The sequence below is a fragment of the Lunatimonas salinarum genome (assembly GCF_017811155.1).
In the GTDB taxonomy this organism is placed as follows: Bacteria; Bacteroidota; Bacteroidia; order Cytophagales; family Cyclobacteriaceae; genus Lunatimonas; species Lunatimonas salinarum.
Window position 1 is genome coordinate 1 of record NZ_JACVCV010000002.1, and the last position, 26695, is coordinate 26695.

16 protein-coding genes are annotated in these 26695 nt (G+C 48.2%); 7 read left to right on the forward strand and 9 right to left on the reverse strand.

What is annotated here, in order from left to right; translation table 11 throughout:
• Positions 1–224 precede the first annotated feature (224 nt).
• Genes IAQ59_RS02045 through IAQ59_RS02055 form a run of 3 tightly spaced genes read right to left on the reverse strand, consistent with a single transcriptional unit; the run spans position 225 to position 3874 of the window.
• Complete coding sequence (locus IAQ59_RS02045) at positions 225–1391, reverse strand: n-acyl-d-glucosamine 2-epimerase (RefSeq protein ID WP_209329122.1); 1167 nt, start codon at positions 1389–1391, stop codon at positions 225–227.
• Positions 1391–2929 (reverse strand): sialidase family protein, encoded by a 1539-nt coding sequence (locus tag IAQ59_RS02050; RefSeq protein ID WP_245189378.1) that lies wholly within the window; start codon positions 2927–2929, stop codon positions 1391–1393. The genes IAQ59_RS02045 and IAQ59_RS02050 overlap by 1 nt, the downstream gene beginning before the upstream one ends.
• A gap of 6 nt (positions 2930–2935) precedes the next feature.
• Positions 2936–3874, reverse strand: a complete 939-nt coding sequence (locus IAQ59_RS02055) for a dihydrodipicolinate synthase family protein (protein ID WP_209329123.1) — start codon at positions 3872–3874, stop codon at positions 2936–2938.
• A gap of 427 nt (positions 3875–4301) precedes the next feature.
• Here IAQ59_RS02055 and IAQ59_RS02060 point away from each other — a divergent pair, with 427 nt between their 5' ends.
• The 4 genes from IAQ59_RS02060 (at position 4302) to IAQ59_RS02075 (ending at position 12047) form a co-directional block, all read left to right on the forward strand.
• Positions 4302–7373 (forward strand): SusC/RagA family TonB-linked outer membrane protein, encoded by a 3072-nt coding sequence (locus tag IAQ59_RS02060; protein WP_245189379.1) that lies wholly within the window; start codon positions 4302–4304, stop codon positions 7371–7373.
• Between the two features lie 20 nt (positions 7374–7393).
• Positions 7394–8947 carry a RagB/SusD family nutrient uptake outer membrane protein gene (locus tag IAQ59_RS02065; RefSeq protein WP_209329124.1) on the forward strand — a complete coding sequence of 518 codons (1554 nt, stop codon included), beginning with the start codon at positions 7394–7396 and terminating at the stop codon, positions 8945–8947.
• 73 nt (positions 8948–9020) lie between these two features.
• Positions 9021–10127, forward strand: a complete 1107-nt coding sequence (locus tag IAQ59_RS02070) for a LamG domain-containing protein (protein ID WP_209329125.1) — start codon at positions 9021–9023, stop codon at positions 10125–10127.
• 75 nt (positions 10128–10202) lie between these two features.
• Positions 10203–12047, forward strand: a complete 1845-nt coding sequence (locus IAQ59_RS02075; RefSeq protein WP_209329126.1) for an alkaline phosphatase — start codon at positions 10203–10205, stop codon at positions 12045–12047.
• Positions 12048–12208: 161 nt separating this feature from the next.
• Here the strand turns inward: IAQ59_RS02075 and IAQ59_RS02080 are convergent, their stop codons facing one another.
• From IAQ59_RS02080 to IAQ59_RS02090, 3 genes are all read right to left on the reverse strand, one after another.
• Complete coding sequence (locus IAQ59_RS02080) at positions 12209–12571, reverse strand: response regulator (protein ID WP_209329127.1); 363 nt, start codon at positions 12569–12571, stop codon at positions 12209–12211.
• The gene (locus tag IAQ59_RS02085) at positions 12568–15756 is read right to left on the reverse strand and encodes a PAS domain S-box protein (protein ID WP_209329128.1); all 3189 of its coding nucleotides are present in this window, start codon (positions 15754–15756) and stop codon (positions 12568–12570) included. Before IAQ59_RS02085 ends, IAQ59_RS02080 begins: the two co-directional genes overlap by 4 nt.
• A 457-nt stretch (positions 15757–16213) precedes the next feature.
• Positions 16214–16759: a hypothetical protein gene (locus IAQ59_RS02090; RefSeq protein ID WP_209329129.1), complete on the reverse strand. Its 546-nt coding sequence runs from the start codon at positions 16757–16759 to the stop codon at positions 16214–16216.
• A 1159-nt stretch (positions 16760–17918) separates the two neighbouring features.
• Between IAQ59_RS02090 and uxaC the strand changes: the two genes are divergently transcribed.
• Positions 17919–19352, forward strand: coding sequence for a glucuronate isomerase (gene uxaC, locus IAQ59_RS02095; RefSeq protein WP_209329130.1), 1434 nt, complete (start codon positions 17919–17921; stop codon positions 19350–19352).
• A gap of 163 nt (positions 19353–19515) precedes the next feature.
• Here the strand turns inward: uxaC and IAQ59_RS02100 are convergent, their stop codons facing one another.
• Positions 19516–20826: a DUF1593 domain-containing protein gene (locus tag IAQ59_RS02100; RefSeq protein ID WP_245189380.1), complete on the reverse strand. Its 1311-nt coding sequence runs from the start codon at positions 20824–20826 to the stop codon at positions 19516–19518.
• 292 nt (positions 20827–21118) lie between these two features.
• Here IAQ59_RS02100 and IAQ59_RS02105 point away from each other — a divergent pair, with 292 nt between their 5' ends.
• Together IAQ59_RS02105 and IAQ59_RS02110 are read left to right on the forward strand one after the other, a co-directional pair.
• Positions 21119–21433: a hypothetical protein gene (locus tag IAQ59_RS02105; protein ID WP_209329132.1), complete on the forward strand. Its 315-nt coding sequence runs from the start codon at positions 21119–21121 to the stop codon at positions 21431–21433.
• 101 nt (positions 21434–21534) lie between these two features.
• On the forward strand, positions 21535–22896 hold the full coding sequence (locus tag IAQ59_RS02110) for a Gfo/Idh/MocA family protein (RefSeq protein ID WP_209329133.1): 1362 nt from the start codon (positions 21535–21537) through the stop codon (positions 22894–22896).
• A gap of 13 nt (positions 22897–22909) precedes the next feature.
• Here IAQ59_RS02110 and IAQ59_RS02115 read toward each other — a convergent pair whose 3' ends face one another.
• Together IAQ59_RS02115 and IAQ59_RS02120 are read right to left on the reverse strand one after the other, a co-directional pair.
• A complete protein-coding gene (locus IAQ59_RS02115) occupies positions 22910–25378 on the reverse strand; it encodes a TonB-dependent receptor (RefSeq protein ID WP_209329134.1) in 2469 nt (822 codons plus the stop codon).
• Positions 25362–26693, reverse strand: coding sequence for an HTTM domain-containing protein (locus IAQ59_RS02120; protein ID WP_342450674.1), 1332 nt, complete (start codon positions 26691–26693; stop codon positions 25362–25364). The genes IAQ59_RS02115 and IAQ59_RS02120 overlap by 17 nt, the downstream gene beginning before the upstream one ends.
• Between the last annotated feature and the right edge of the window lie 2 nt (positions 26694–26695).

Here is a 26695-nt window from a genome sequence, read left to right on the forward strand (position 1 = left end):
CCTTGAGCCCTGGTTTGGAGATTGCTTCGCTCCTACGTCGCTCGCAATGACGGGCTGTAACGAAGCAATCTCCTTATGCTCTGGTTTGGAGATTGCCACGCTCCTACGTCGCTCGCAATGACGGGATTAAACGGAAGTTCTAAGACATTAGATGTGAGACGTTAGGATTATGTACCTTAACAAACTGACGGGAAACCTCCATCGTTTTAGGTTCGACAAGGAAATCACTTAGCCTTTTCCAATGTCTGCCAAACCTGATACATGGCCCTGGGCACATGGAAACAACCCTTCCACTTGCCTCCTTTGAGGGTCAGCAAGGGATTTCCCCGCCGGTCAAGGTAACCAAACCACTCTCCATATTCCGGATCGGCAAAATGCTTCCAACAATATGCATGAATCCGCAAAAACCACTCGGCACACCGCCTGTCCCCGGTAAGCTGATACCCCTTTGCCAAGGCTACCAGCGCTTCCAAATGCACCCACCAAAGTTTTTGATCCCACTCCAACTGCTGAGGAGGATATCCCTTGACATCCTTAAAGTAGAAAATTCCTTCAAATTCCGAATCCCACCCGTATTCAACGAGGCTAATGGTCACGTCCACGGCCCTTTTTATCAGCACCGTATCTTTCTTGCGAACAGCCAAATCCATCATAAACCACATGGCTTCGATGCCATGTCCCGGATTGATCAACCTACCTTCAAAGCTGTCACTTTTACGACCGTCGGTATACAGGTTTTCATAGACCAAAAGCTGCTCTCGATCCAAAAACACCTCCATCACCTCGTATTCGCATTTGGCCAAGGTATCTTCTACCAAATGGGGGTCCAGCAGAGGTTCCAGCTCTAGGCACAAATTGCTTAGGATCATCGGCAGGGAAAAACCTTTCAAAGGTCGGGTGCCGGGATATGTTTTGCTATATTTTCCCTTCGGATTGTCTTGACGGGAAAGGATCTGTGCAAAGGTGCGCTTGGCCAAGTCAAGGCTTTCCTCGTCTCCCGCCGCCAGACCAAACTGGCTAAATGCCATGGCCGCAAAGCAATCTGAAAAAACATTATAGGGCTGCACCAAGGGAGCCCCTTCACGGGTAAGGGAAAAATAGAAATGACCGTCACGGTCCATTCCGTGCTTCTTGAGGAAATCTACGCCCAGCTTGGCCTGTAGTAACCAATTTTCATTCGTTGCTACCTTCCGATACAGCATGGAATAAGTCCAGGCCTGCCTACCCTGTAGCCACAAAAACTTATCCGTGTCAAACACCTGACCATCCCGCTGCAGGCAGGTGAAATAACCCCCATAAGCCTCATCCGGCGAATACCTGTCCCAAAACGGAATAACATCTTCCAGTAAGGCCGTCTTGTACAGCTTGCCCAATTCCCTTATTCCTTCCATTATCGGATCAGCTCATTAATGGGAACTACCTGAAAGGTCATGTTTGCCTGACTGCTTTCATAGAGGATGCCAAGATGGTCTTCGTCTATCACGGTCAGGCAGGTATACCCCCACCCGACTCCCTCATCCAACAGCAGCTGATTGGTCTCGGGCCAGGTCTTGCCTTCGTCAAAGCTGCTTTTAATGGTGATATTATACCTGCCGTCTGTGGTATTGGGATTGGAAAAGAAGAATATCGGAGAATCTTGTGCATAGGGATTGGCAATGATACTCGCCATGCAAATGGGCTCGACCAATGCACTGCGGTGGGAAACATGCTCTTCCCATGTTTCGCCCAAGTCCTTGCTTACCATCACTGCACGTGAACCTCCCCGATCATCGCGCATGTTTAACATAATGGCTCCGTCGTGCAACTCGACTACCTGAGCTTCGGTGGTGTGGCTACGGGCTCCTTTTCCCATATGCCAGGTATTTCCGTGGTCTTTACTATATATTATGGTACTGTGAGGCACCTTATCCGCATCCTTATACTGACCTGCAAACACGAGCGTGCCGTCGCGCAGGGTAATGCCTGCACCGGGGCCCGCCAAAAACAGGTGCCACGAGGGATCCTTTAGCGATGAGGTCAAATTTACCGGTTCAGACCAGGTGATGCCGTCATCCTCAGACTTCACCATCACCAATTGGCCCGTTTCCTCGGGTTTTATACCTGGCTGCGAACTGTTCCAAGCGGCCTCGGCAGGTTTGCCATGCATCCAAAGGGCCACTACCCAGATGGTACCTGTTTGTTCATCGACTAGAATGGCCGGATCACCCACGCCATTTTGATCTTGGGGCAAGCCACCCCATTCGCCCATATCGATAATCGTCTTCATAGGCTCCCAAGTCTCCCCTCCGTCGGTACTTCGGCTAAGACCAACATCCACATGGCCTTGCAAGTCGTTGGACCGCTCCCAACGCATATCGTACACGGCAAGCAAGGTTCCCCTTTTAGTAGTCGTCAAACCGGGGATGCGAAACGAATGCACCCCATCGTCTCCATGGTGGCGCAGGGCTTTCGCCAGTCGCCATTCGGACATGGTGTCTGCGGCACTTGGAACCGCCTTCTCCCCTCCCCACTCCAGAAAATCAACTTTTACCTGTATTTTTCCCAACAGGGAGGCATCCGTAGAGGGCTGCACCTGTAGCAAAAAAGACCGGACGTTTTCCTGCTTGTTACCGGAAAGTGGAATGGACAGTGGTCCGGAAATGGATCGGTCGGAAAATACTTCCTTGAGTTCCTCACCGATTTTTTCCAGCAAAACCACCCGTTCCAGGGGTGTTTGGGAGGTGAACGTCAGGCGAAGCTGCTCCAGTTCGCCGGAAATCGAAGGATCAACCTCCAGTTCACCCACCGTGGTCAAGCGTCCCTGAATAATCGGAATGCGCTTCATTTGCCATACGGCCTTCTCAGTCTCCAAATAGGCTGTATTATCTTTGCAACCAACACCTGCCAACAAGCAAGCAAGAATAAGAAAAACCATGTATAGTCTTGTCATACGATATCAGTTACCTACCGGTAAATTATGGGTTCCACTTAGCGCTTCAAAAAAACCCACCTGACGGAGTTCCTTTTCAAGCTCCAACCTTTGCGCTTTGCTCAAAGATACGACAGGGGCGCGAAACTGCCCAAAATCAAAGCCACACAATCCTAAAATAGCCTTTCCTGCAGCCGGTCCACCGTACTTTCCGTACAGCGCAATAAAATCAATGGACTTTTCCTGCAAGCGCAGGGCCGTATCCATATCCCCCTTTGCGTAAGCGTCCTGTATCTTTAGGTACAGTGGGGCCGCAAAATTATAGGTACTGCCTACCGCACCCTTTGCCCCCATGGATAGCCCCGCCAAAAACAACTCGTCCCAGCCCCAAAGCACATCGTACCTTCCTCCCTCAAAGCGGAGACACCGGTTAAACTCCATCAGGTCATTGTGGGTATACTTGATCCCGGCAAAATTGGGGATTCGCTCACTAGCCTGCTCGAGTAGTTCCAACATGGGCAATTCTACCCTCGTCAGTAGCGGGATATGGTAGAAATAAAGGGGCAGGTCACCGGCTGCTTCGGCGATAGGCAGCAGGTATTCGATCAATTGGCCTACATGGGAAGGCCTAAAATAATAGGGGGCAGTAACAGCGGTACCGTAGATTCCTTGTTCGCGGGCGGCCTTGGCTAGGGTAATTGCTTCCCGCTGACTCGTACCGGACAACATCAACAGCACCTTGAACCGGTCCTCATTGTGAGGTGCGTAGGCTTCCAATAAGTGCAGCTTTTCAGACAGCAGCAAGGAAGCGCTTTCACCGGTGGTACCTGCAATGAATGCCCCGCTGACTCCATCAGACCGCAGGCGATCTATCAGTGGCGGAATTGCTGCGAGGTTCAGTTCGCCGGAAGATCCATACGGGGTGAACGTGGCCGCAATCAACCCGGAAATTTTTGGGTATTTCATCTGTTTATAATTTGTTCTTTAGCGGTCATATGGAATCTCGCACGAATTACAATTGTCCCTCCGTGTGTCGCTTGCGTCGTGCTCGATTTCATGTGTCTATAATTGTTTTTTCAAAGGTCACATGGAATCTCGCATGTTTGCCCCGATAGCTATCGGGGCATCCCAGTGTGTGTTGCTTGCTTCATGCTCGATTTGATGAATTTTTTTATCAAAAATAACCCAAAAAACCCACCATTTCCAAACGGGCATTTTCGTTACGGAAGGTTTATCTAATGATTACGCCATTGTTACTGAAAGATTCGTCTCCCTTTTTGGTCATTTTAGGAGAAGTATTTGAAAGATTTGCCCACCTTCTTGCAAGATTCCTCCACCTTTTCCGCTTTCCCATTCTGTAATTTTATCGAAGCAACATCTAACTAATTTTCGTATGAAGAAAAAGTATTACTTAATCACGGTCTTATTGATCTGCATCGCTGCCCTTGCGCAAGCACAGACCAGGACCGTCAGAGGAACCGTTGTCTCGCAGGAGGACAATAGCCCCATCCCCGGGGTATCGGTTTTGGTGAAAGGTACGGGAACGGGAACCGCCACCGACATCGATGGCAATTACGCCGTGACGGTTTCCGGAGAAAACGCTGTACTGGTATATTCCTTTGTTGGCCTTGAATCACAGGAAATCTCCGTGGGCAATCAGTCCGTGATCAATGTATCGCTCAAGGCGGATATAGGGCAGCTAGGTGAAGTAGTGGTCGTTGGCTACGGTACCAGCCGACGCGCTGACCTGACCACGTCGATCGGGCAACTCGAAGACGTGCAGGCGACGGTCAATAGGCCCATTTCCAGTGTGCAGGACATGCTACAAGGACAAATCGCCGGTGTAACTGTCGTAGCTGGTTCCGGCGAACCCGGATCTACGCCCCGCGTGGTAATCAGGGGTGTGGGCACTTTTGGCGATGAATCTCCTTTGTATGTAGTGGACGGAATGCCCTATTACGGAGGCAGAATAAACCCCAACGACATCGAAAGCATGGTGGTCCTAAAGGATGCGGCAGCGGCGGCCATTTACGGTGCACAAGCCGCTTCCGGTGTAATCGTAATCACCACCAAGAGTGGCAAAAGCGGCGCGCCCAAAGTCAGTGTAGACTTCTACCAAGGGATGCAATCTGCGTATAAAACGCCGGAAGCCTTAAATGCCGAAGAATATGCCTCAGCGTACCGGTCAGCAGCGGCACATGCCGGAGCGGTGCCTCAAGCCGCCCACGATCCCTTGCTTAATCCCTGGAGCCAGGTAACCCGAACGGTATGGATGGATGAGATCTTCCGTACCGGGGCCATCACCAATGCGAACATCCAACTCAGCGGCGGAAGCGATCGAGGCAGGTTCAGCACATCCTTTGGCTACCATAACAAAGAGGGAATTTTGCTCAACACCAACTACGAGCTGTTTTCATTCCGTTTAAAATCAGAGTATGACGTAACGGATAAATTCCGAGTAGGGCAAAATGTGTACTTCAACCACTCCACTTCCAGAGGTGTGAATACCAGTAGTAGCTACAGCGGCGCAATCATCAATGCGATTTACATGAACCCTGCAGCACCTGTGTACGATGAATTTGGACAGTTTCATGGAACCGTTCCTTTTGAGCTTTCGCAGTTTGCAGGAGCCTATGGAGACACCTACAACCCGGTATCCCTATTGCTGCGTCCAACGGTTGCAAATCCTCGGACTAACGTCAATGCCATTGCCTATGCCGAGTACGATCTAATGGAGAACTTAACCTTTAAGTCCAGCTTTTCAATAGACCTTTGGAACTGGAGCGATAAAAATTTCAGCCCCAGAGCGCCGGAAATCGGAAGGCCCAGCAATATGAACTTCCTAAACCAAGGATCGGGAAGCAGCAATCGTTGGATATGGGATCAGCAGTTGAATTATAACAAGTCCTTTGACAAGCACAACCTAGGTGTCACGGCGGTATATACCGCGCAATTCCGAAAAGAGGAGGCCTTCAGCTTTCAAGTGCAGGATTTTGACCGGGAAGACGATTGGTTCCAATATGCTGGCAACGCAACGACCATCCTCCGGGTGCCGGATGCCTATGGCAACGAAGATGCGCTGACATCTGCCATCGGACGGGTAACCTATGACTTTGACGACCGCTATTTCTTTATGGGAAGCGTGCGGAGAGATCAAACCTCCAGGCTGCATGCCAACACCAAAACCGACTTTTTCCCGGCCGTTTCCGGTTCTTGGAAGATCTCCTCGGAGCGCTTCTTTAATTCCTCTCTGGTCAACCTGTTAAAACTAAGAGGCTCTTGGGGGCAAATAGGCAATATCTCCTCTGTTGGTCTGTATGCATTTAACATCCCACTGGCTTCGGGCAACAATGTAATTCTGGGTGAACCCGGCACCCGCAACCGGCACGTTTCGTTAAATGAAATGTCGAACTCCAACCTGCGTTGGGAGCGTTCCGAAACCGCCAATATAGGCTTGGATGCGGCATTTTTGGGCAATAGGCTGACATTCACCGCAGAATATTACGAAAAATACACGCGAGGCCTTATCTTGAGAAATGCCCCAGACCCCCACTCAGGTGTACCTACAGGTGCCCTTTCCAATGTGGGAACCGTGCTGAACAAAGGCATCGAATTAAGCACCTCCTACCACGGCGAAATCGGACAGCTCCGCTACCGGGTAAACGGGAACTTCTCCACGATTTACAATGAGCTATTAGACTTGGATGAGTTTACCAACGACTTCATCGTACACGGAAACGATCTGAGGGGCACAGTACGGCCGTTTAGAAGTGAACCCGGACAGCCTTTGTATGCTTATCATTTGATCCCTCACGATGGCATCTTTCAAAACCAAGCACAGATCGAAGCCTACGTAAATGCCAATGGAACGAAGATCCAACCCAATGCAAGGCCTGGAGACTTGATTTTCAGGGATGTGAATGGGGATGGTAGGATCTCAGACGACGACCGGGTATTTATGGGCAATGCCATGCCGGACTTCACCTACGGGCTGAACTTGAACCTGGAATACAAAAACTTCGATCTCTCCATCTTTGGTCAGGGAGTTGGCGGTGTGATGCTGTTCAACGGTTACAAGCATACCGCTTACAATGCCGGCCTTCAAGGGTACAACCTAGACCGAAGGGTACTGGAAGCTTGGACACCCAACAATCCCAATGCAACAATTCCAGTACTCTCCACCCAAGATCCTAACGGAAACTTTGGACAGCCGTCCGACTGGTATTTGGAAAAAGGGGACTACTTCAGGGTAAGGAACCTGACCCTTGGCTACACCGTGCCAGGAAACCTCATGAGCCGGGTCAGAAACGGCGCAGATGTGCGATTCTATCTCTCGGCCGAAAATCTGGTGACCTTTTCTCCCTATTCCGGCATCGATCCAGAGGTGGGTTCCGGAGCCGTGATCGACAACGGTACCTTCCCCGTTCCCAGAACTTTCTCAGCTGGATTTAATCTCAACTTCTAAGCAGGCATTCGAAAACAATTATGAAAAAGATTCTCATACCTTTCTTGGTGTTGGCTGGCATGCTCAGTGCGTGCAGCGACACCTTTACGGAACTCACCCCCTTGGGCAGTCCCACTTCCGGCAACTTCTGGTCTTCTGAAGAAGATGCCATTACGGCCGTCAATGGCCTCTACCAACACTGGGACGACGACCACCTCTTCGGTCGTGGACTGATGTACCTGATTGCTGCCTCGGATGACATCATGCAAGGAAGAACCGACGCAGCTGCAGCGGCTATTCGCAATTTCCAGGCCACCGGTCAAGAAGGGCGGATGGCGAATATTTATCCGCGTCTATACACGGTCATTCAGCGGGCAAACAATATTATCCGCTATGTGCCTACCATGAATATTCCGGAAAGCGTCAAAAACCGGGTGCTGGGCGAGGCTTATTTTATGCGCGGCCATACCTATTTCTGGCTTGCCCCTCGATTTGCCGATCACCGTGCGGGCATTCCGATCGTAACGGAGGAAAACATGGAAGACCTTTCATTTACACGACCCGCCAGTATCGTAGATAACTTCCGTCAAATTGAATCCGATCTGCTTCGGGCTGCTGAGTTGCTACCTTATTTTACGACGTATTCCAACACTGACCTCGGCAGGGCCCACAAGGATGCCGCACATGCCTTCCTTGCCAAAACCTACTTGTATTGGGCAAATCACGATGCCAGCAAATGGGCCAGTGTGGTAACTTACGCTGATTTGGTCATAAACTCCCCTACCGGACGGGCATTGATCAATACGGGCAATCCCGCAGAGGATTTTGCGAGTGTGTTCTATGTAGACAACAATTTCTCTTCCGAATATGTGTTCTCTTCCGTATCCAGCAACGAGCGCGGACAGATTCTACCCGGTGTGATGCTTGAAAATACCGGATGGGGCCTCTACAACGGTTGGGGTACCTTTTCGGCAACGCTGGAACTATACAATGCCTTTGAAGAAGGCGATCACCGTAAACAGGCTACATTGCTTGAGTTTGGTGATGAGTTCATGTTCTTGGGCAATCCCCGACGGTATTACTCCGGGAACTCGTGGACCGGTCTGCAGATCAACAAATACATGCACCCTTACCGGTTCCCCGAAGAGGTACATTTGAATCCGAATGGAAACTACGTGACCACCAACTTGAATATCCCGCTGATCCGATTTGCCGAAATCCTGCTGATGAAGTCAGAAGCCTTGATCATGCAAAACCAAAATGGCGACGCCCCACTTAACCAAGTGCGGCAGCGGGCAGGATTGGCGCCCAAAACGAACGCTACCTTGGAAGACCTTAAGCAGGAACGAAGGGTGGAATTTGCCGCTGAATATGCCGATCGGCATCTTGACCTGATCCGATGGGGTGATGCAAGAGAGGCCTACGCTAAACCAGCCACGGGCAGAAATCATTTCAATAAAACCGACCCCGATTCCGACTTTGAGGTCTACGAAGTGTGGCCTGGCAGGACGTTCAACCCGGAGATCCACCATGTTTGGCCTATCCCGCCCAATACCATCGCTGTTTCTGGAATTCCTCAAAACCAAGGTTGGTAACCCTTAAAATCACCCAAAGCACAAGCCACAGAGTGAAATCACTCAAAGGCTTGTGCGCTTTAAACCAAAACGTATGAAGAAATATATCAACTTGATTCTGCTTGCGGTGATAGCCATTTTCAGCAGCTGTCAGTCAGATGACAGCATCACCGTGGATGACCGCTTGTTAGGCGAGGAAATAACCTTCTCTCACATCAACCCACGAACGGGAGCACCCTACACCGGAAACGACGACCGCCCCTATAACGAGTTTCAGGATTTCTACCGAAGCAATATGAACGTGGAACTCGACATCGAGTCCACCTACGAAATCGAACGCATTGAAGTAGTGAGTCTGTTAAAGCGCGAACTGTTGGAGACTTTACAGGTAAACGGTACAAGTGCCAGCTTTTCCCACCCGGTAGCAGACCTAAACGTGCCGTTTGCCCAAAGCTCTCCACTCCTCTTTCACGTATATTTCAATGATCGGGGAGTGAAAGGTTTTGACTATCCCTCCATGAAGTCCTTTACCTACCTGGTAAGTGACGATGTGCCCTCTCCAGTGAGCTTTAAGCGCGCGGATGGTTCCATCACGGAAGTCAAGACCACCACCATCAATGTGGCTAGCCTTGCACCCGCACCCCAAAATGGCGGCATCATTGCCACCTTCAAGCCAAACGAGATTTCCTGCTTGCAACTGGAAAATGCCAGCTACCTGAAATTTGGCAATAATCGGAGCTTTTCCTTCAGCTTTTGGTTCCGTTCAGACCACAATGTAAGCGACCCGGCCATGATCGGCACCATGAACTGGAACAGCTCGAACAACACCGGCTGGGTGTTGGCTTACCGACGCGGTAACCTTCGGCTCGTGGCAGGGGAAGCCGGCGTAGGAAAGGTGGATTTTGCCGAGCCGAGTGAGGGTGAAGGCGGAACCCCTTGGATGACAGGCCAATGGCATTTTGTAACCTGTGTGCTAGACCGTGCAGGCACTGCTGCCATTTACGTGGACGGGCAACTAAGTGCCGAACGACCCATGACCCAAACCAATCTGGACAATGATAACCCCATTTACATCAACCAAGATGGTACCGGAACCTACGGAGACCGACTAGGTGCAGCGTATAGAAAAATCGTCATCTACGACTATGCCCTATCCCCTCAGCAGGTCGCTTCCGAATTTGAAGCTTCAAAAATCAATTAAATAAACGTACATTTAAACCACGGCGGCCTGCTGCGTGGCAGCGGGCCGCCGTATTTCTGATCGAATCTCCTTGCTATGTTGCACGTATTGACACGCGATAGTCTTCTGATAATACACCTCTTTCTGTCCGGTCTGACGGGACTTGCACAGGGAGAAACAAAAATCCACAGCCACAACGACTATATCCGGAATGCACCCTTTTGGGAAGCCTATGCAAACGGTCTGGAATCCATTGAAGCAGATGTCATCCTGATGGACGGCGAACTATACGTGGCTCATGAAAAAGAAAGTATTTCAAAGGAGCGGACCCTAAGAAGCCTTTACTTGGAACCGATTCGCCAAGCATACGCACTCCACATTCAACAACGGAAACCTTTTCAACTACTTATCGACATCAAAACCGAGGCTTATTCCACCCTAAAAATCATACAGGAGCAGCTCGAAGAGTATCCGGAAATTTTCGGTATAAACGGACAGAAAGCCATGGCCACCGCGGTCATTTCCGGAAATAGACCCAAACCGCAGGATTACCAAAAATACCCTGATCACATTTTATTTGACTATCAAAGTATCACCGAAACGGCCAACCTGCCACTGGAAAAAATCGCACTTTTTAGCCTGAGTTTTCGGGGCTTTTCAGACTGGAACGGCAAGGGCCGCCTCATTGACGAACACGAAGAAAACCTCCTAAAGGCCATTGCTGTGGCACATTCCTTCGGAAAACCCTTCCGCTTCTGGGCTACCCCCGACAGCAAAACCGCATGGAAAGCCCTCAAAGAGCTTGGAGTGGATTATATCAACACCGATATGCCCTTCCAGGCCCGGGAATACCTCTCCACCTTGGAAAACCGCCTTTACATTAGCCCCAACGTTCGAGAAATTTACACACCCACTTTTGCAACCGACGGCATCCAAGCGCCCGTAAAGAACGTAATCCTGCTGATCGGAGATGGATTCGGCCTCGCACCCTTTGCCGCTGCAATGTATGCCAATCAAAACCAACTGAGCCTGGCCACGCTACGCCATGTAGGACTGATCAAAACCCAATCTGCCGATGATTTCACCACCGACTCAGCGGCGGCGGGGACCGCACTGGCCTCCGGACAAAAAGTCAAAAACAGAAGCGTGGGGGCTCTGCCTGACGGATCTCCGGCACAAAACCTGCCGGAGTACCTGCAACGCTATCGGTTTCAAACGGGCATCGTTACGACAGATAACGTAACGGGAGCCACGCCAGGGGCGTTCTATGCACATCGGACAGAAAGGGATCTCATCCAGGAAATCGCCAGTGACCTCCCCAAAAGCCCACTCAATCTCTTTATTGGAGGAGGAAAAAGTGATTTTTTACGCTATGGAAACCCCGAACTGGAAAACTTGGAAAAGGCAGGATTTCAACTGGTCCATCGCTTGGATGACGTGGCGGAAAATCCCGGTCAACGGGTTGGGTATTTCGCCTCAAATCATCATTTGCCGAAGGTATCTCAAGGGCGAAAAGGCTTCCTGAAGACGGCCTTAGGCGCATCCGTATCCTTCCTTTCCAAGAAAGATCTTCCTTTCTTTCTAATGGTAGAAGGAGCCTATATCGACTCAGGTGGACATGCCAACGATCCTGAAATGGTGATAGAGGAAGGGATCGATTTCGATGAGGCTGTAGCCGAAGCCTTACGATTTGCAGACGAAAATGGGGAAACCCTGGTAATCATCACGGCCGACCACGAAACCGGTGGCATCACCCTACCACAGGGAAATATTGAAAAAGGGCAGGTAGAACTGGAGTTTTCCACCCAAGACCATACCGGAATCCTCGTGCCTGTATTTGCCTATGGGCCCCACGCCGACAGCTTTCAGGGCGTATACGAAAACACCGAAATCTTTCACAAACTCCTGGAAATCGTGGAGCAATATGTAGATGGGAATTAATTGGATAAGCCCACTTGGGGAGATTTTAAGGTCCCATCAAGTGGGCTTACAAGGGCAGACATTAAAATTAGCCCCGCATGATCGCCATAAGTCAGTTCCAATCCCATTCCTATTTAACGAGGTGGAAAGATCAATCAAAAGGGTACTGGAAACCAGTTTACCTATCGTTCCTGCAGCGCTCTGTGAATTTCATCAAAATTTGCTGGCTTCATAAAATATTGGCTTATTAACCCTGAATCCAATGCCGCTTGAATCTTTTCATCAATTTCAAACCCGGAGAGCATGAAAAACCTTTTGTCTTTAAACCTTTTTGAAGCCTCACCAATAAACTCAAGCCCATCCATTCCGGGCATTCTCATATCGGTAATAACAAATTTCAGGTCCGGTTCTTGATTTAGAATCTCTAAGCCCAAAAGTGCATTTTCAGCTGTATAAACCAGATACTCAGTGCCTAGGATTTTTTTTAAGATTAATAGGTTGATCGGCTCGTCATCCACACATAGGACTTTTCTGGTTGCATTCATACGTTTTTTGATTTGGGGACTTTAATACTAAAGACTGAACCTTCATTTACCTTTGAGGAAAACAACAATTGTCCCTCATGCTCGCGGATTATCGAATTGGCAATTGACAAGCCTAATCCTGTGCCCTTGCCAGGTGGTTTTGTGGTAAAAAAAGGATCGGCTATAACACCAAGATACTTATCTTCAATCCCACAGCCATTATCTTCAATAGTTATATGAACGAAACCGTTGCTTAAACGTGTTTCGATTATAATTTTACCTTCAGTATCAATGGCATCAATAGCATTTGCTAACAGATTTAGAATTGCTTGATGAAGCTTTCCATCATTACCTCGTATAGAGACTGACGATTCGGTAAACTTTTTTACAATCTCTATCCTATCCTTAGTCTTGTTATGCAGCATTAATAGACAATCGTCAATTACCTGGTGAAGATCGCAATCTTCCTCTCTTTCCTTATCGGTTCTGCAAAATAGGCTAAGACTTTTAACAATACCAATTGCCCTATCAGCTCCGGTTTTAATCCAACTTAAATATTCTTTTAATTCTTTCTTGTTGCACGCTTCCTTCGATTCGAAATCCTGCAATATAGCCGTATAACCACCTACAATATAGTTTAGCGGATTATTTAATTCATGTGCTACGCCTGCAGTCAACACCCCTAGTGAAGCCATTTTTTCGGATTGAATCAATTGCGTTTGCGCTTCCTTTAGGGTGTTGAGGGCCTTTTCTCGTTCATCTGCCAATTTCATTTCCCTGGACACATCCCAATTGGTCCCATAAATTTCTATGGGATTTCCCTTATCGTCATACGCCAGTTTTCCTTTGGCTCTAATATGGGATATATCACCCGTTGTGTGCCGAACTACCCGAAACAAAGAATCAAACTCGTTGTTTTTTTCAATTGCTTCATTTAACTCTTTGACTACCCTTTCCTTATCTTGGGGATGAAGACTTGACTCCCAAGCCTCATAAGCTCCGGAAAAGCTATTTTTATCAAGACCATAAAGGTCATACATAATAGCATCCCACGCCAAGGACTTGTTTATGATATCATAGCGCCAGACACCCGATTTGGAATGTTCCGCTGCCAGCCAATACAATTCCAATTCTTTTGAAAGCTCTATGGCTTTTTTGGCTCGCTCCTCAACCAATTTCTCTAGGCCTCTATTAAGCTTTTCCAGCTCCAGCTCCGCTATTCTTTGTTGTGTTATATCCAATCCTATGGAGTCCCAAATTACGCTACCGTCAATTTGCAATGAAGGCACTCCCCGCATATCCACCCATTTTACTCTACCATCAGGGAATTGAAGACGATGTCTAAATTTCCATAGACAAAGGTCTTTTGCCGACGCCTGTATGGTAGCGGCATATTCTTTCAGGTCATCTTTATGAACTCTGTCCCATAACAATTGATTGTTGGACAGAGCCTCTTCCGGTGAAACTTCAAATAATTCACTTGAACCATTACTTATATAAAGTAGCTCATCGGTACCATTTGGGTAAATCTTGTACCGTAACACAATTCCAGGTAAATTATTAGCGATATTAAGGTACCTTCTTTGACTTATTCCTAGTTCATACTCAATATTTTTTTGCGCAGTAATGTCTAAAAGCACACCACTGTGAACGATATTTCGTTGGTCATCTTGAACACCATGTGAAAATCCCTTAATCCACACCGTATGGCCACTTTTATTTATAGCCCTGAACTCAGCAGTCCAATACGAATCGTCATAATTAGCCTTAAAAATAGAATGTATCGTTTTTTCATAGTCATCAGGATGGATACAGGAAAAGAGAAAATCAACATCTTGCAATTTTTCTTTGGTATACCCTAAGAGGTCTTGAGATCGATCACTGATGAATGGCATAGCGTAGGTGCCGTCATTATTTAATCTAAACTGATAGATAGTTCCGGGAACAGAATTGGTTATTTCCTTGATTTTTTGCTCAGCTTCCTTCCTTTCCCGTTCGGTTTTTCTTTTATCGGTTACATCGATTAACGTAGTTAAATTGAGATTTTTACCTATTCGCTTTATATAGTACTCTACGATTCTTATTTCTCCATCCTTTCGTTTAACTTCAATCTCCCCTGCTTCCTCTTCCTCCTTACTATCATTTTCTTTCAACTTGCTATTGAGGCAGATTGGATCCTTCTCTATTTTTATCACCGCGGATTCCGATATGGAAGTTAGCTCCTCGTAGGAATATCCGAGAAGATCGCAGGCCTTTTCATTTGCATCTTGATAATTCCCATCATCATCTGCTAAAACCTTTGCTACGCTGGCATGCTGGAATAGGGCCTTAAACTTTTGCTCACTTTCCCATAACGCTTCTTCCGCCTCCTTTCGCTTCGTGATATCTATAAATGAAGTGGGGTAAATTTCATTTCCGACTTCATCATAGGCAATGCGTGCGTGCATTAATATATCAAATTGGCTTCCATCTTTTCGTTTAGCTTTAAACTCCAATATGGACTCTCCGTTCCTTCTAAGTTCATCTACCATGCGGTTCCTCACCATCGGATCCACCAAGTGGGGATCCAGCGAAGTACCGACTATTTCTTCGGCACGATCATAGCCAAACATCCTACCGAAAGATTTATTGATATAGATGATCTTTCTTTCGCAATTCAATATAAAAAATCCATTTAATGAATTATCGATGGCCTGACGCAGCAATTCCAGTTGTCGATCCTTTCGTTTCGACTCTGTGATATCATTTCCCATAGAGACAAAGTATTCTCCCATCGGAGTAGTTGTCATGCTCAGGAATTGATCAGTCGGTTCGAAGTATTCAACCCACTTGATGGGCTTATTGGTTTTGAAGGCCAGTTGTATTCTCCGCATGAATTGAGTCGTCGCGTCATACTTGAAAATTTCATTGGTAGTCTTGCCGATGACTTCTTCTTTCGTTTTATCCCAGGACTTTAGGGCCGCAGGATTTGCATCTACCAATTCCCAGGTGACAATTTCGCCATTCTCGTCTCGTACCAACTTCCATTTATGGACTTCATCTCCAAGGTTATTAAAAAGATACCGATAGTTCTGATTACTTAAATTTAATTGAGACTCCAACAAAAAACACCGCTGTTCAGACGCTTTCAATTTGTCTTCAAGCAATTTTATTTGCGCGTTTACGCCTTTTGCATCCATTGGTGTTTTTTTAATGGCCTTGGGCATAGCTAGTGTCCGGCAGGAGGTTTACTATACACGAAGTAGGACTGACATCATCTTGGAGTGTGAATTACCTAATTTCTGGCTAAATTACCACAAATAAAAATCATTCATTGGGTAAACGAAAAAAAACAACTCAGATACGATGGTCCTTCACGGCCAAGCAGGAGAGTATCTCCTCTGATTGCCCCATTTTCTGGATGTAAGGGTCTACTATTGGACTAAAAGCAAATTTTCTAATCGCTCCTAACCCATACTTTATGGGGCTTTTGGACAAGGACAAAAACCGAGTGATGGGAAAATCCATCTGTGATTTTTCCGACAAGAAGGACCACCGGCACTTTTCAATCCCGAAAGATGCGTCTACTGGGCACCCCGCGAAGCTTCTAACCACCAGATCACATAACCTATCGAAGTGCAGGCTGACCCCGAAATTCCGCCGCGCTCCACTTCGGTGTAACTCTTATTCATCCAATTTCTCAAAGCATTTATATACGGATGTTCTGATTGCCTTTTTATAAATTTCATCAATATAGTCATTACTAGCATCTGATGATTTAACCTCAAAAAAAGCAGTTGATGAACAAAACCTTATAACATTATCCTTCTCATTTAATAACTCAATTTTTGTATCAAACTGAACATATTCTCTCTCATGAAACGTATGAGCAGAAAACTCTTGATATCCAATCAATATATAACAATTAACTTTAATTTCTTCTTCGCTGTTTGTGAAATAAGACCTTATCTGATTTTTAATCAACTGATTATGTTCTTCGGACAAGATAGGCGAAACTTTATCAAATTGACCTGGAAAAGAAATCACAGGTATTTTTATTTTCTCATCTGTGATATTCGACCTTTTATCAATAATATTAAGCCCTGACACGTTGCCAGATAGGGAAACTTTATTAGTTTCATAATTTTGATTTAAAATTGAATATTTAGACACACAACTTGAAAACATTGACACTGCTATCAATATAAAAATTATCTTAAATAGTTGCATAGCTTATTAAATTACTTTTAATCTGTTTATAATTTGAATATGCATTTATCTCATCCTTAAGAAACAGTATTTACGATGCCCGTTCGAATATTGGGCAATTGGTTCACGAAGAGGGGTCTACGTACTGTTTTCATAAATCTTAGCGGGGTTCGTGAATGCTGCCGCATTACAGTAGCCTCATCACTCGTTCATACTAGCTATCGTCAGCACCTTTCGGCTTTCATTCCGCTCCATCAGTACTCAACCAAAGGGATCATTGTCCCCGTTTTTCCTGCCCTCTCACCGCCTAATTGTTTCCCAGATGTGCAACGCAAGGTAGTTTGCGGATGATTCCTATTATCTTTAGCGGAATCCGCGATTCGCTAACGCTTAATTGATGGCTGCCCCCTGACTGCGTCAGGGTATCGGAGTGCCTCTCTATTGGTCACCCAATAGTCCTCCATCCATTTCAAACCATTCAGCCCCCATTCAAGTTACAGTGGGGATTCAGCTTGGAGACGGCGGGCTTTCGAATCCGTTCTCTTCCAACCTACTCCTAACCTATTAAAGATAGTAAACTGTCAATTTACTTGGAACCGCCCGCTGTCTTCCAAGCTGATGTTAGCGAAAGTTGCTTTTTATCTTTTTACCCAGTTTTCAATCTGGATACCAGAGATTCTTTAAAACTCTTTCAAATTTTCTGTCACCATTATTAGGTCTTTTTGTATTGCTGTACATCCAATCAATAGGTCAAAATCACTGATCTGCAAGCCTATGGATTTTAATCAGGCTTTCTCTTTTCCATATAAGTAATTTGCGCTAAAAATCGTAATTATAACGCAGGATTACCTAATCTTTTTCCAGGAATAACCAAAAGCCAAACCGCTTCGCAACCTGCCTTCGGGCAAGCAGCACCCCCCTTCCACAGCTCCTGACCTACATCCGGAAAAAAAAATGGGGGACGTACTCCGCCGAAATCAGGCCGGATCCGATAAATCACGGAAATGCCTACCACCATCACCCATCGCTCGCACAACCCTTTCACTCGCTTACGCAATAAATACCCAGAATTACGGAAGCTGCATCCCTTTATTGGAAAAAAAATCCGTACTTTGTGCAATCGATTGCCTAGTCCCGCTAGGCTACCAATGCAGGGATTACTGTCTCACAACGCGAACACATGGAACACATACTGAAGCCCAAGACCGGCACCTTTCTGTCCGAGGATTTTCTACTCCAATCGGATTTTGCAAAAAAACTCTATCACGGGCATGCTGCCAAAATGCCCATCATCGACTATCATTGCCACCTTTCGCCTCACGACATAGCCGTCAACCGGCAGTTTAAAAACATCTCGGAGGTATGGTTGGCGGGCGACCATTACAAGTGGCGTGCCATGCGGACCCTGGGAGTGCCCGAAAAATTCATCACCGGCGAATCCACCGACCAGGAAAAATTCCAAAAATGGGCTGAAACCGTGCCCTATACCATGCGCAACCCCCTATATCACTGGACCCACCTAGAGCTTCAGCGGTACTTCGGGGTAGACAAACTACTGACCGCCGAAACCGGTCCGGAAATCTACGAATCGGCTTCCTACCAACTGCAGGAAGAGGACTATCGTGTCAGGGGACTGCTGAACAAGATGAACGTGGAAGTGGTCTGCACCACCGACGACCCCACCGATAGCTTGGAATACCACCAACAGGCCAAAAAGGAGGGGATTGCCCTGAAATTGCTTCCGGCATTCAGGCCGGATAAGGCCTATGCCGTTGAAAATCCGGCGGACTACCAAGCCTATGTGCGAAAACTGGAAGCGGTAAGCGGTATCGGAATCGGGTCTTTCGAAGACCTATTGGCGGCCTTGGAAAACCGCGTGGCGTACTTCCACGAAAATGGCGGCCGGCTTTCCGACCATGGGCTGGAGCAACTGTACTTCTTCCCACAGGGAAAATACCCTATCGAAACGCTCTTTGCCTCGGTAATGGCCGGCAAGGCACTTTCCATAGAAGAAATCGCCTACTTTAAGTTCGAGACGCTGACGGCGCTGGCAAAGATGTACCACGCCAAGGGATGGACCCAACAGTACCACCTGGGCGCCCTGCGAAACACCAACGAGCGCATGCTGCGAGTATTGGGACCCGATACCGGATTTGATTCCATCGGCGATTTTACCCAAGCAGTCGCCTTGGCCAAATTCATGAACAACCTGGATAACAGCGATCAGCTCGCCAAAACGATCCTGTATAACCTGAACCCCTCCGACAACGAAGTGATGGCCACCATGGTGGGCAACTTCAACGACGGATCAGTGAAGGGAAAGGTACAGTTTGGCTCGGGATGGTGGTACCTGGATCAGAAAGATGGCATGGAAAAACAGCTGAACGCCCTCTCCCATATGGGAATTCTAAGCTGCTTTGTGGGTATGCTGACAGACTCCCGAAGCTTCCTCTCCTTTCCCAGGCACGAATACTTCCGAAGGATTCTCTGCAACCTGATCGGCAAAGACGTGGTAAACGGGGAACTTCCTGCGGACGAAGCCTGGCTGGGACAGCTGGTGGAAGACATCTGCTATCGAAATGCCAGGGACTTTTTTGGATTCTATGACGCATAAGTAGCGCCCGACACGCTGAAAAACCAACGCACCCTGGAGGATTCCTGCCCCTTGGATCAAGGACACTCCGGGGTGTTTTCACTTTTCTCCCAAGAAACCTACTGTCGCTTACCGTACAAGGTATAAGCCATAGGCATTGAATGCTTCGAGTCCAGGAGTACACCTAGTCGGTGTCTGCGGTCAGAACCATCCTCCTATAGCGGGTGATTGCCGGCGTTCCCCGGTCGGTCACTTCTAGGATCAGATGCAGCTCTTCTCCCTCGGACATATCGGGAAATGCAAACCGAACCTTTTGGGCATTGGCTTCCATTTGGAAAGGGACGGGCATTGCAGGTTTGTAGATTTCCTCATACACAAACCAACGAAAATCCAATGCATGCCCATCCGGGTCGGTACTTGCCGACGCATCCATGTCAATCATTTCGCCGGGTCGCGCCTGTATAAAAATCGGCAAAGTCCCCGCTACCCCGTTGACTACCACCTGGGGAGGGTGGTTGCAGTTTTCTACGGACTCCGTGGCCCACTGTACCCTCGCTGCAAAGTCCCGCTGAAAGGCCATACGCCACCTCGCCACCGTATGCCGCTCATTGAGTTTACCGCCCATAAAATCAGGGGCATCGATGAAAAGCCGTTGCGTTATCTGCCGGTACCTGCCGCCCCAGCCACCCCACTCGGGTTTTTCCGGAACATTCAGGCCATTGGCTATCAACCCCAAGAAAGATGGGCTATCCCCCTCCTTCATCCCATTGGTGCCGTGGCCATGAAGCTGATACCGATCGCTCAGCGGGCCATTCCCATGGATATTAGCTCGTACCCAGTCCCCATCCTGCATGCTGATGTCCCCTGTCATGTACATCCCTCTAAAGGCAGACAACTCCCGTATTCCGGTACTGCCCTGCCAGGCAAACCCATTGGCAATAAAGGGAAGCTGTTTGAAATGTTGTAGAATCCACTGCCTGTGGCCGTCCTGATCGCCGATGGCGTGCACAAGAAGTTTTTCGCAAAATGCCGCTAATTCGGACTCGCTCCGGGTGTTCTTTACCTTCCACAGGGCCTGTGCAAGCTCCCGGAGCCCACCCCAAACGGGAATGTGGACCAGGTCCGTGGATTCGTCAACCACTTGGATCAGGTAATCCGAAGCCTCCGAATCAAAGCCCTCCCCCACCTGCTGTTGGTTTCCCCGTCCGTCCTTGATGATGGACTCGAGGTAATCCGGCGAAGGGTACTCCTGCGAATGCAGCCGCAAATTGGGGTATACCTCCCGATAGGCCTGCACATGGGCACGAATCAGCTCGGGTTTGGTATCCTGCCCATGCCCCAAGCGGCTTGTAGCACAGAGCGCCTTTATATCCAATTGATCCGCATAATAGAGAAATCGGGTCAAGCTTTGCTCGTCATCGGTATCCCCTCCGATATCGGTCAGCAGAAAGACCTGCGGCTTGGGCTGCGCATAGGCCGTTCCTACCGCCATCATAAAAATGAACATTACATGCCAAACCAATCGCATTATTCTAGTTACTTAAATTGATGTTTCAATGCACTCACTATCGAACTCCCTTCATTTATCTGAAAGAATACAAAAAAGAGTGGCCGATTTGGGGTTAAATATACCACATTCACGCTTCCCTGCAAGCAGGACTGGTGGCTCCCGAAAATCCTAGCCAGAATATTACAGAAAACTATTCGTTAAAATTGATATTTTGAAAATATTATATCAACTTATCTAAAAAATTACCCAACAAACCCATTATAAACCGGTTCTTTACATGCATACCAGAATCAATAGTTGTTGGACATGGAGGGTCTGCATGGCTTTCACGTCCCTGGTCAGCGGGCGTCACTATTACAAACCGGTTAAGCAGGCCGTACCGGTGTATTCCGAGAGCGCAGCGGAGAGCGTCGAAAATTGGGGAGATCGGATCCAAATACCACTGGCAGCGATTCAGAAAAAAGAAATAATCGAACGAGACGAAGAAAAAAGTACCCGAAGGACGGTGGCTCCCTTCCTGGGTTTCCTGCTGGGAATCAACATCCTTATCTCCATTTTAGAGTTTTGGTCTGGATTTTCGATGGGTCTTTAAATGTCGGCAAATTTTAGTTTTACTGTTTTTATCGGTAATATTGATTGGATAAAAGAAAGCCCCGTGGCCATTTTCTCTTTTTAACCCCAAAAAAATAACCCATGACCCCTCCTCCAATTGACCGTCGCCATTTTATCAAAGGTTCCACCGCTCTTCTTGCCCTTAACAGCGTAGGGGCCAGTGCCTTTACGTCTCCAGTAGCCGCCAAGACCTACCGGGTGGGCCTGATCGGTGCCGGCTGGTATGGAAAGAGTGACCTGTTTCGACTGATACAAGTGGCTTCAGTGGATGTAGTGGCACTGTGCGACCCGGATGCCAACATGCTAAAGGATGCCGCGGAACTGGTCAGCAAAAGGCAGGCCTCTGGGAAGACTCCGAAAACCTATTCCGACTACCGCAAGTTGCTGGCGGAAAACAGGCTGGACATCGTGGTGATCGGCAGTCCGGATCATTGGCATGCCCTGCAGGCGATAGACTCCCTGAAAGCCGGTGCCCACGTATATGTGCAAAAGCCGATCAGCGTGGACGTGCTGGAGGGAGAAGCCATGGTAGCCGCCGCGCGCAAGTACAACAAAGTGGTGCAGGTGGGAACGCAGCGCAAGAGTACGCCCCATTTGATCGAAGCAAAAAAACGATTTGTGGATTCGGGCATGCTGGGGAAAATATCCCATGTAGACATGTGCTGCTACTATCACATGCGGGCCAACGGAAGCCCCGAGGTGGAACCGGTTCCGGATTTTTTTGACTACGACCTGTGGACCGGCCCAGCGCCCTTATTGCCCTATACCGGTCTGCCCCACAAGCGATGGTGGCGTACCATGATGGAATACGGCAATGGTATCACCGGTGACATGTGTGTGCATATGTTTGATACGGTGCGCTGGATGCTGGATCTGGGCTGGCCCAAGCGAATCAACGCAAGTGGTGGCATTTACGTGCAAAAAGGCGGGCGATCCACCATTGCGGACACGCAAACCGCTACCTTTGAATACGACGAACTGAACTGCGTATGGCAGCACCGCTCTTGGGGAACCCCTGCCGATCCGGAGTACCCTTGGTCCTTTGTGCTTTATGGAGATAAAGGAACCTTAAAGGGCAGTACCATGCGCTACGATTTTATCCCCCATGGACAGGGAGAGGCCGTAAGAGGAGATGTGGTGTACGAGCGGGAAAAATACCCGGAAGATATCACCGAAGCAGATATCGAGTTAAACGCCGCTCCCGCTACCCGCCTGCATATGATGGATTTCCTCAAAGCGATAGAAGAAGGCGGCCGACCGGTAGCGGATATCGAAGAAGGACACATCTCCACCGCAAGCTGCATACTGGCCAACCTATCCATGCAGCTGGAGCGACCCTTGGTATACGACCCTCAGAAGAAGGTGGTGGTGGGAGATGCCGAAGCCACCAACCTACTCAAACGCCCCTACCGAGCTGACTGGAAACATCCCTACGAAACGTAGCGAACGCAGGCCTTTAAAACGTAAATTGCAGGGTGGTATAAAACCCCCTACCATCTGCCGGGATGATTCCAGGGCCGGGGTAGGCATCCGCCCGTCGGGTAAAGTACCGTTCATTGAACAGGTTGTTGATACTTGCCTCCAGTGAAAAAGACTTCCACTGGTACATGGCCGTAATATCCGTCACAGCGTAGGAAGGGATCAACCCCTCCACCGCTGTAGCTGTGAGAATGGCATTTGATGCATCTGAGAAATGTTCGGCCACGTAGGAATACTGCCCCGAAAAAGAAAACGACCGGTATCGAAGGGTGGTCCCAAGCTTTGCGGTAAAGGGCGGCACCATCTCTACCTGTTTGTTTCGGATGGACGTATCATCGGTTCGGATATACCTCGCATCTATTATCGAAAGATTGCTAAAGAAAGTCCATTTCAGATCTGCCTGCTTCCGCTGCAGCAGATCCATGAGCGAAACCTCCCCAAACGCTTCAATCCCGATATTGCGGGCATCTGCGATATTGGTCCGGTACCGATAGTCGTTGAACAGCACAGAATCCGTACGGAGGACCTGGCCAATTTTGCCAAAATACCGCAGGTAAAAGAGCGTGACTTCGTAATTGAAAGTTTCCCCTTTAAATCCCTTCACGCCCAGATCAGCGGTGTATCCGGTTTCATCCGCAATATTCGGATCTATGCGTAAGTTGGGATTGTTGATTCTCAGATCTGAGAAGTTGATGGCCCGGTAGTTTTGGGAAAAATTCCCGTAAAACTCCATCGACTCACTTTTCCGATAGCTGGTACCAAGCCCAAAAAGAAGGAAACTACGCTTTCGTTCGAGTTCTTCGTCAAAGCGGTTTTCGACGATGGTATTGCCGGCACCGTCGAAGACAAACTGCTTATAGTAGCCCTCCGCAAAGGTCTGTATGTTTTCAACCCGCAGTCCCGGGGTAAGGCTTAGTTTAGGACTCAAATTGAAGATATTTTCCGCAAAGACCGCATAATTCCGATTGGGGAAAATATAGTCTGAATTTTCCAGGTTACCGGGATTGAGGTAACGAAAATCGGGGTCACTGCCCCTGCTTCCCAGTCCTTGTTGGGCGGTGGTGGTTCCCAGATAGGCCCTTGTACCTACCAACAGGGTATTGATTTCATCACCCAACTGGTACCAGTGTAGGAACCTCGTTTCATTTCCGAAATTTCGGAAGTCTCCGGCAATCAAGGTTCGCTCCTCTCCAAAATCGGCCACATTGATGCGCTCTAGGTTGCCGATGGACTGCCGTGAGGCCAACAAGGCAAAATTTCGGGTATTGAGTTGGGTTTTGTCAGAGAATTTATACGTAAATGTCAACGCTCCGAGATTCCAATCTACTTCAAACCAATTCCGATCACGAAAGGATCGTCTGGGGTCTTCCTGAAACTGCCGATCTGTAAGACCGCCAGCCTGTTGGGTCAGGTATTTCATTTTAGTGAGCTCCAGGCTGGACGAAAATTTTTCATTAAAAGAATAATCCAGGGAAACGTACCCATTTTGGGCGCTAAACCCGGAGTTTGGCCGGTATCCGTTGCCCTGCTTGTGTTGAAAAAAGGTGTAATAACGGAGCTTTCCCACCTTCCCTTCCAAGCTATTGAATGATCCAAAATAGCCCCATGCCCCGGCTGACTGCCTACTGACCAAGCTGATTTTGGTATCTTCCCTACCTCGTCTAAACCTGAAATTAAGCATACCCCCAAACTGGGTTCCATATTGTAGGGAAGCAGCCCCTCTAACCACCTCGATTTTTTCGAGTGCTTCCACCGGAGGTGTGTAATAGGACTCCGGATAGCCCAGTGCATCCGCGGAAATATCGTATCCATTCTGGCGCACGTTGAAATTTGAAGTGCGGTTAGGACTTAGCCCCCTACCCCCAATGCCCAATTGAAGCCCTGTCTGGTCACTTTCCCAGATATTCAGCCCGGTAATTCTTGAATACACTTGCCTGGCATTATTGGTAGCGGTATTGACGACCATTTCCTTTAAGAGAACCACCTCGCTCTTCCGACCATCGTAGATGCCGAAATTTTCCACCGATCTCAACCGGGAAACAGAAAAACTGTCGCCCGCCTTACCGTCCACTTGAATATCATCCAGGAGATTTTCAATATCCCCAATCACAAGTTCCAACCCTGCCTTATCGCCATTAACCTCCAAAGTCAATTGGGCTGTTTGCTTTCCAAGACAAAATGCCGCAATCGTTTGGCTTCCCCTAGGTACTCCTCTCAAGCGGAAGTCACCGGCTTCATTCACCTCTGCCACCAACTCAGAACCAACCAAAGCTACCTTTGGAGTTTCCAAAGGAGCTTCACCCTGAATAATGACCCTCCCCGAGAGCGTAAAGGTCTGTGCATGGGCACCGCATGCCACCCCTAGCCAAAGCGAAATCGCAAACCAGGTAATAAGGGAACAAGCAGCATGTCTACCTTGTAGGTATATGCTATGGGTAAACAACATCTTCCGTATTCGTTTTATAAGGTAAAATCCACTTTTTAGCTTTGAAGGAATCTGACTCCTTCATCAGATCAACGGTCGGATCCAGCAGTAATTGACTCGGTCGTGCGTTAAGGGTCACATACACTTCGGCACGCACCTCTGGTTTATGCACGCCCTTTTGGGCGTAATGGTCTCCGAGAAAATGGGCAAACTGAAGGATCATGTCGGGCTGCATGGCCATTTGTTTTTCCTGATGGGGGTTTAGGAATTCGCTATTGTCCACAATCCCTTCCCTGCCAGTTTGGCTATCTTTTACGTAAAATGTTGCCGTACCGGCCTTTTCCATCAGCATCACACGCCATCCAAAACGATATCCCTGCTCCGTCCAAAACAGGTTACCATCGTACAGCAAAAATCTCCAGGGAAAGAGCAACTGGAAGGCTACGTGTAATACCAATACTGCCAATACGATGCGCTCCCTCGGAGAGGTGCGATCAGCCGCAGGCAAGATACCGTCTGAGTTCCTTCCAAAATCAAAGAAAATCAGGGTGCTCCCTATCATGACAAGCGGAAAAATTCCAATTTGAAACAGCAACCCCGTAAGGGTGTGGAAAACTATAACCGTCAGATAGGCATAGATCCTGGTGGGCCGGTAAAGCAGAAAAAAAACAATCAGCGTGTCATATAGCATCCCAAACCAAGAAAAAAGATACGGGGTAATGGCCCAGGTAAATAGTGGACCGATGATGGGAATATCGTCATGGGCGGGAAGCCAGATCTTGAGAGGTAGGGCGTTTATCAGCCAATCATAATTGATCTTGGCCAAACCGGCATATACATACACAATGGCTATCTGGACCTGGAAGATTACGATTACCCATCTGGGAATCCGTGCGTGGGTATTCCAAATCGCCGGAGGTGAGGGAACGATGCAAAGCAGCGCACAGACGATGCTAACGAAATAATAATGGTTGAGATAATAGGTCAGGTCGATGAGTTCGGTGTAGGTAAAGGTCAGAAATAAAAGTACCGCAGACAGCCTAAAAACCCATTTGGTACCCAGCATCACGCCGAAAGCGGAGAGAATCATCACATAATGGATCCCATAAAGCACCGGTGCCGAGAACGGGACTACCCATCCAAAACCGTAGTACTTGAAATGAAAAACAGGATCCACATAATGGTCCTCGATCCACCCCAGCCAAATAAACCGGACGGCCCCAAATGCCATCAATAGGCCAAAAACAGCCCTAAAGACAGAAAAGGGAGTCGCCGTAACGCGCTCCCTCAACCTGATTGAGATGTTTTTTAATGAAATGGAAGGAATGATTTTCACAA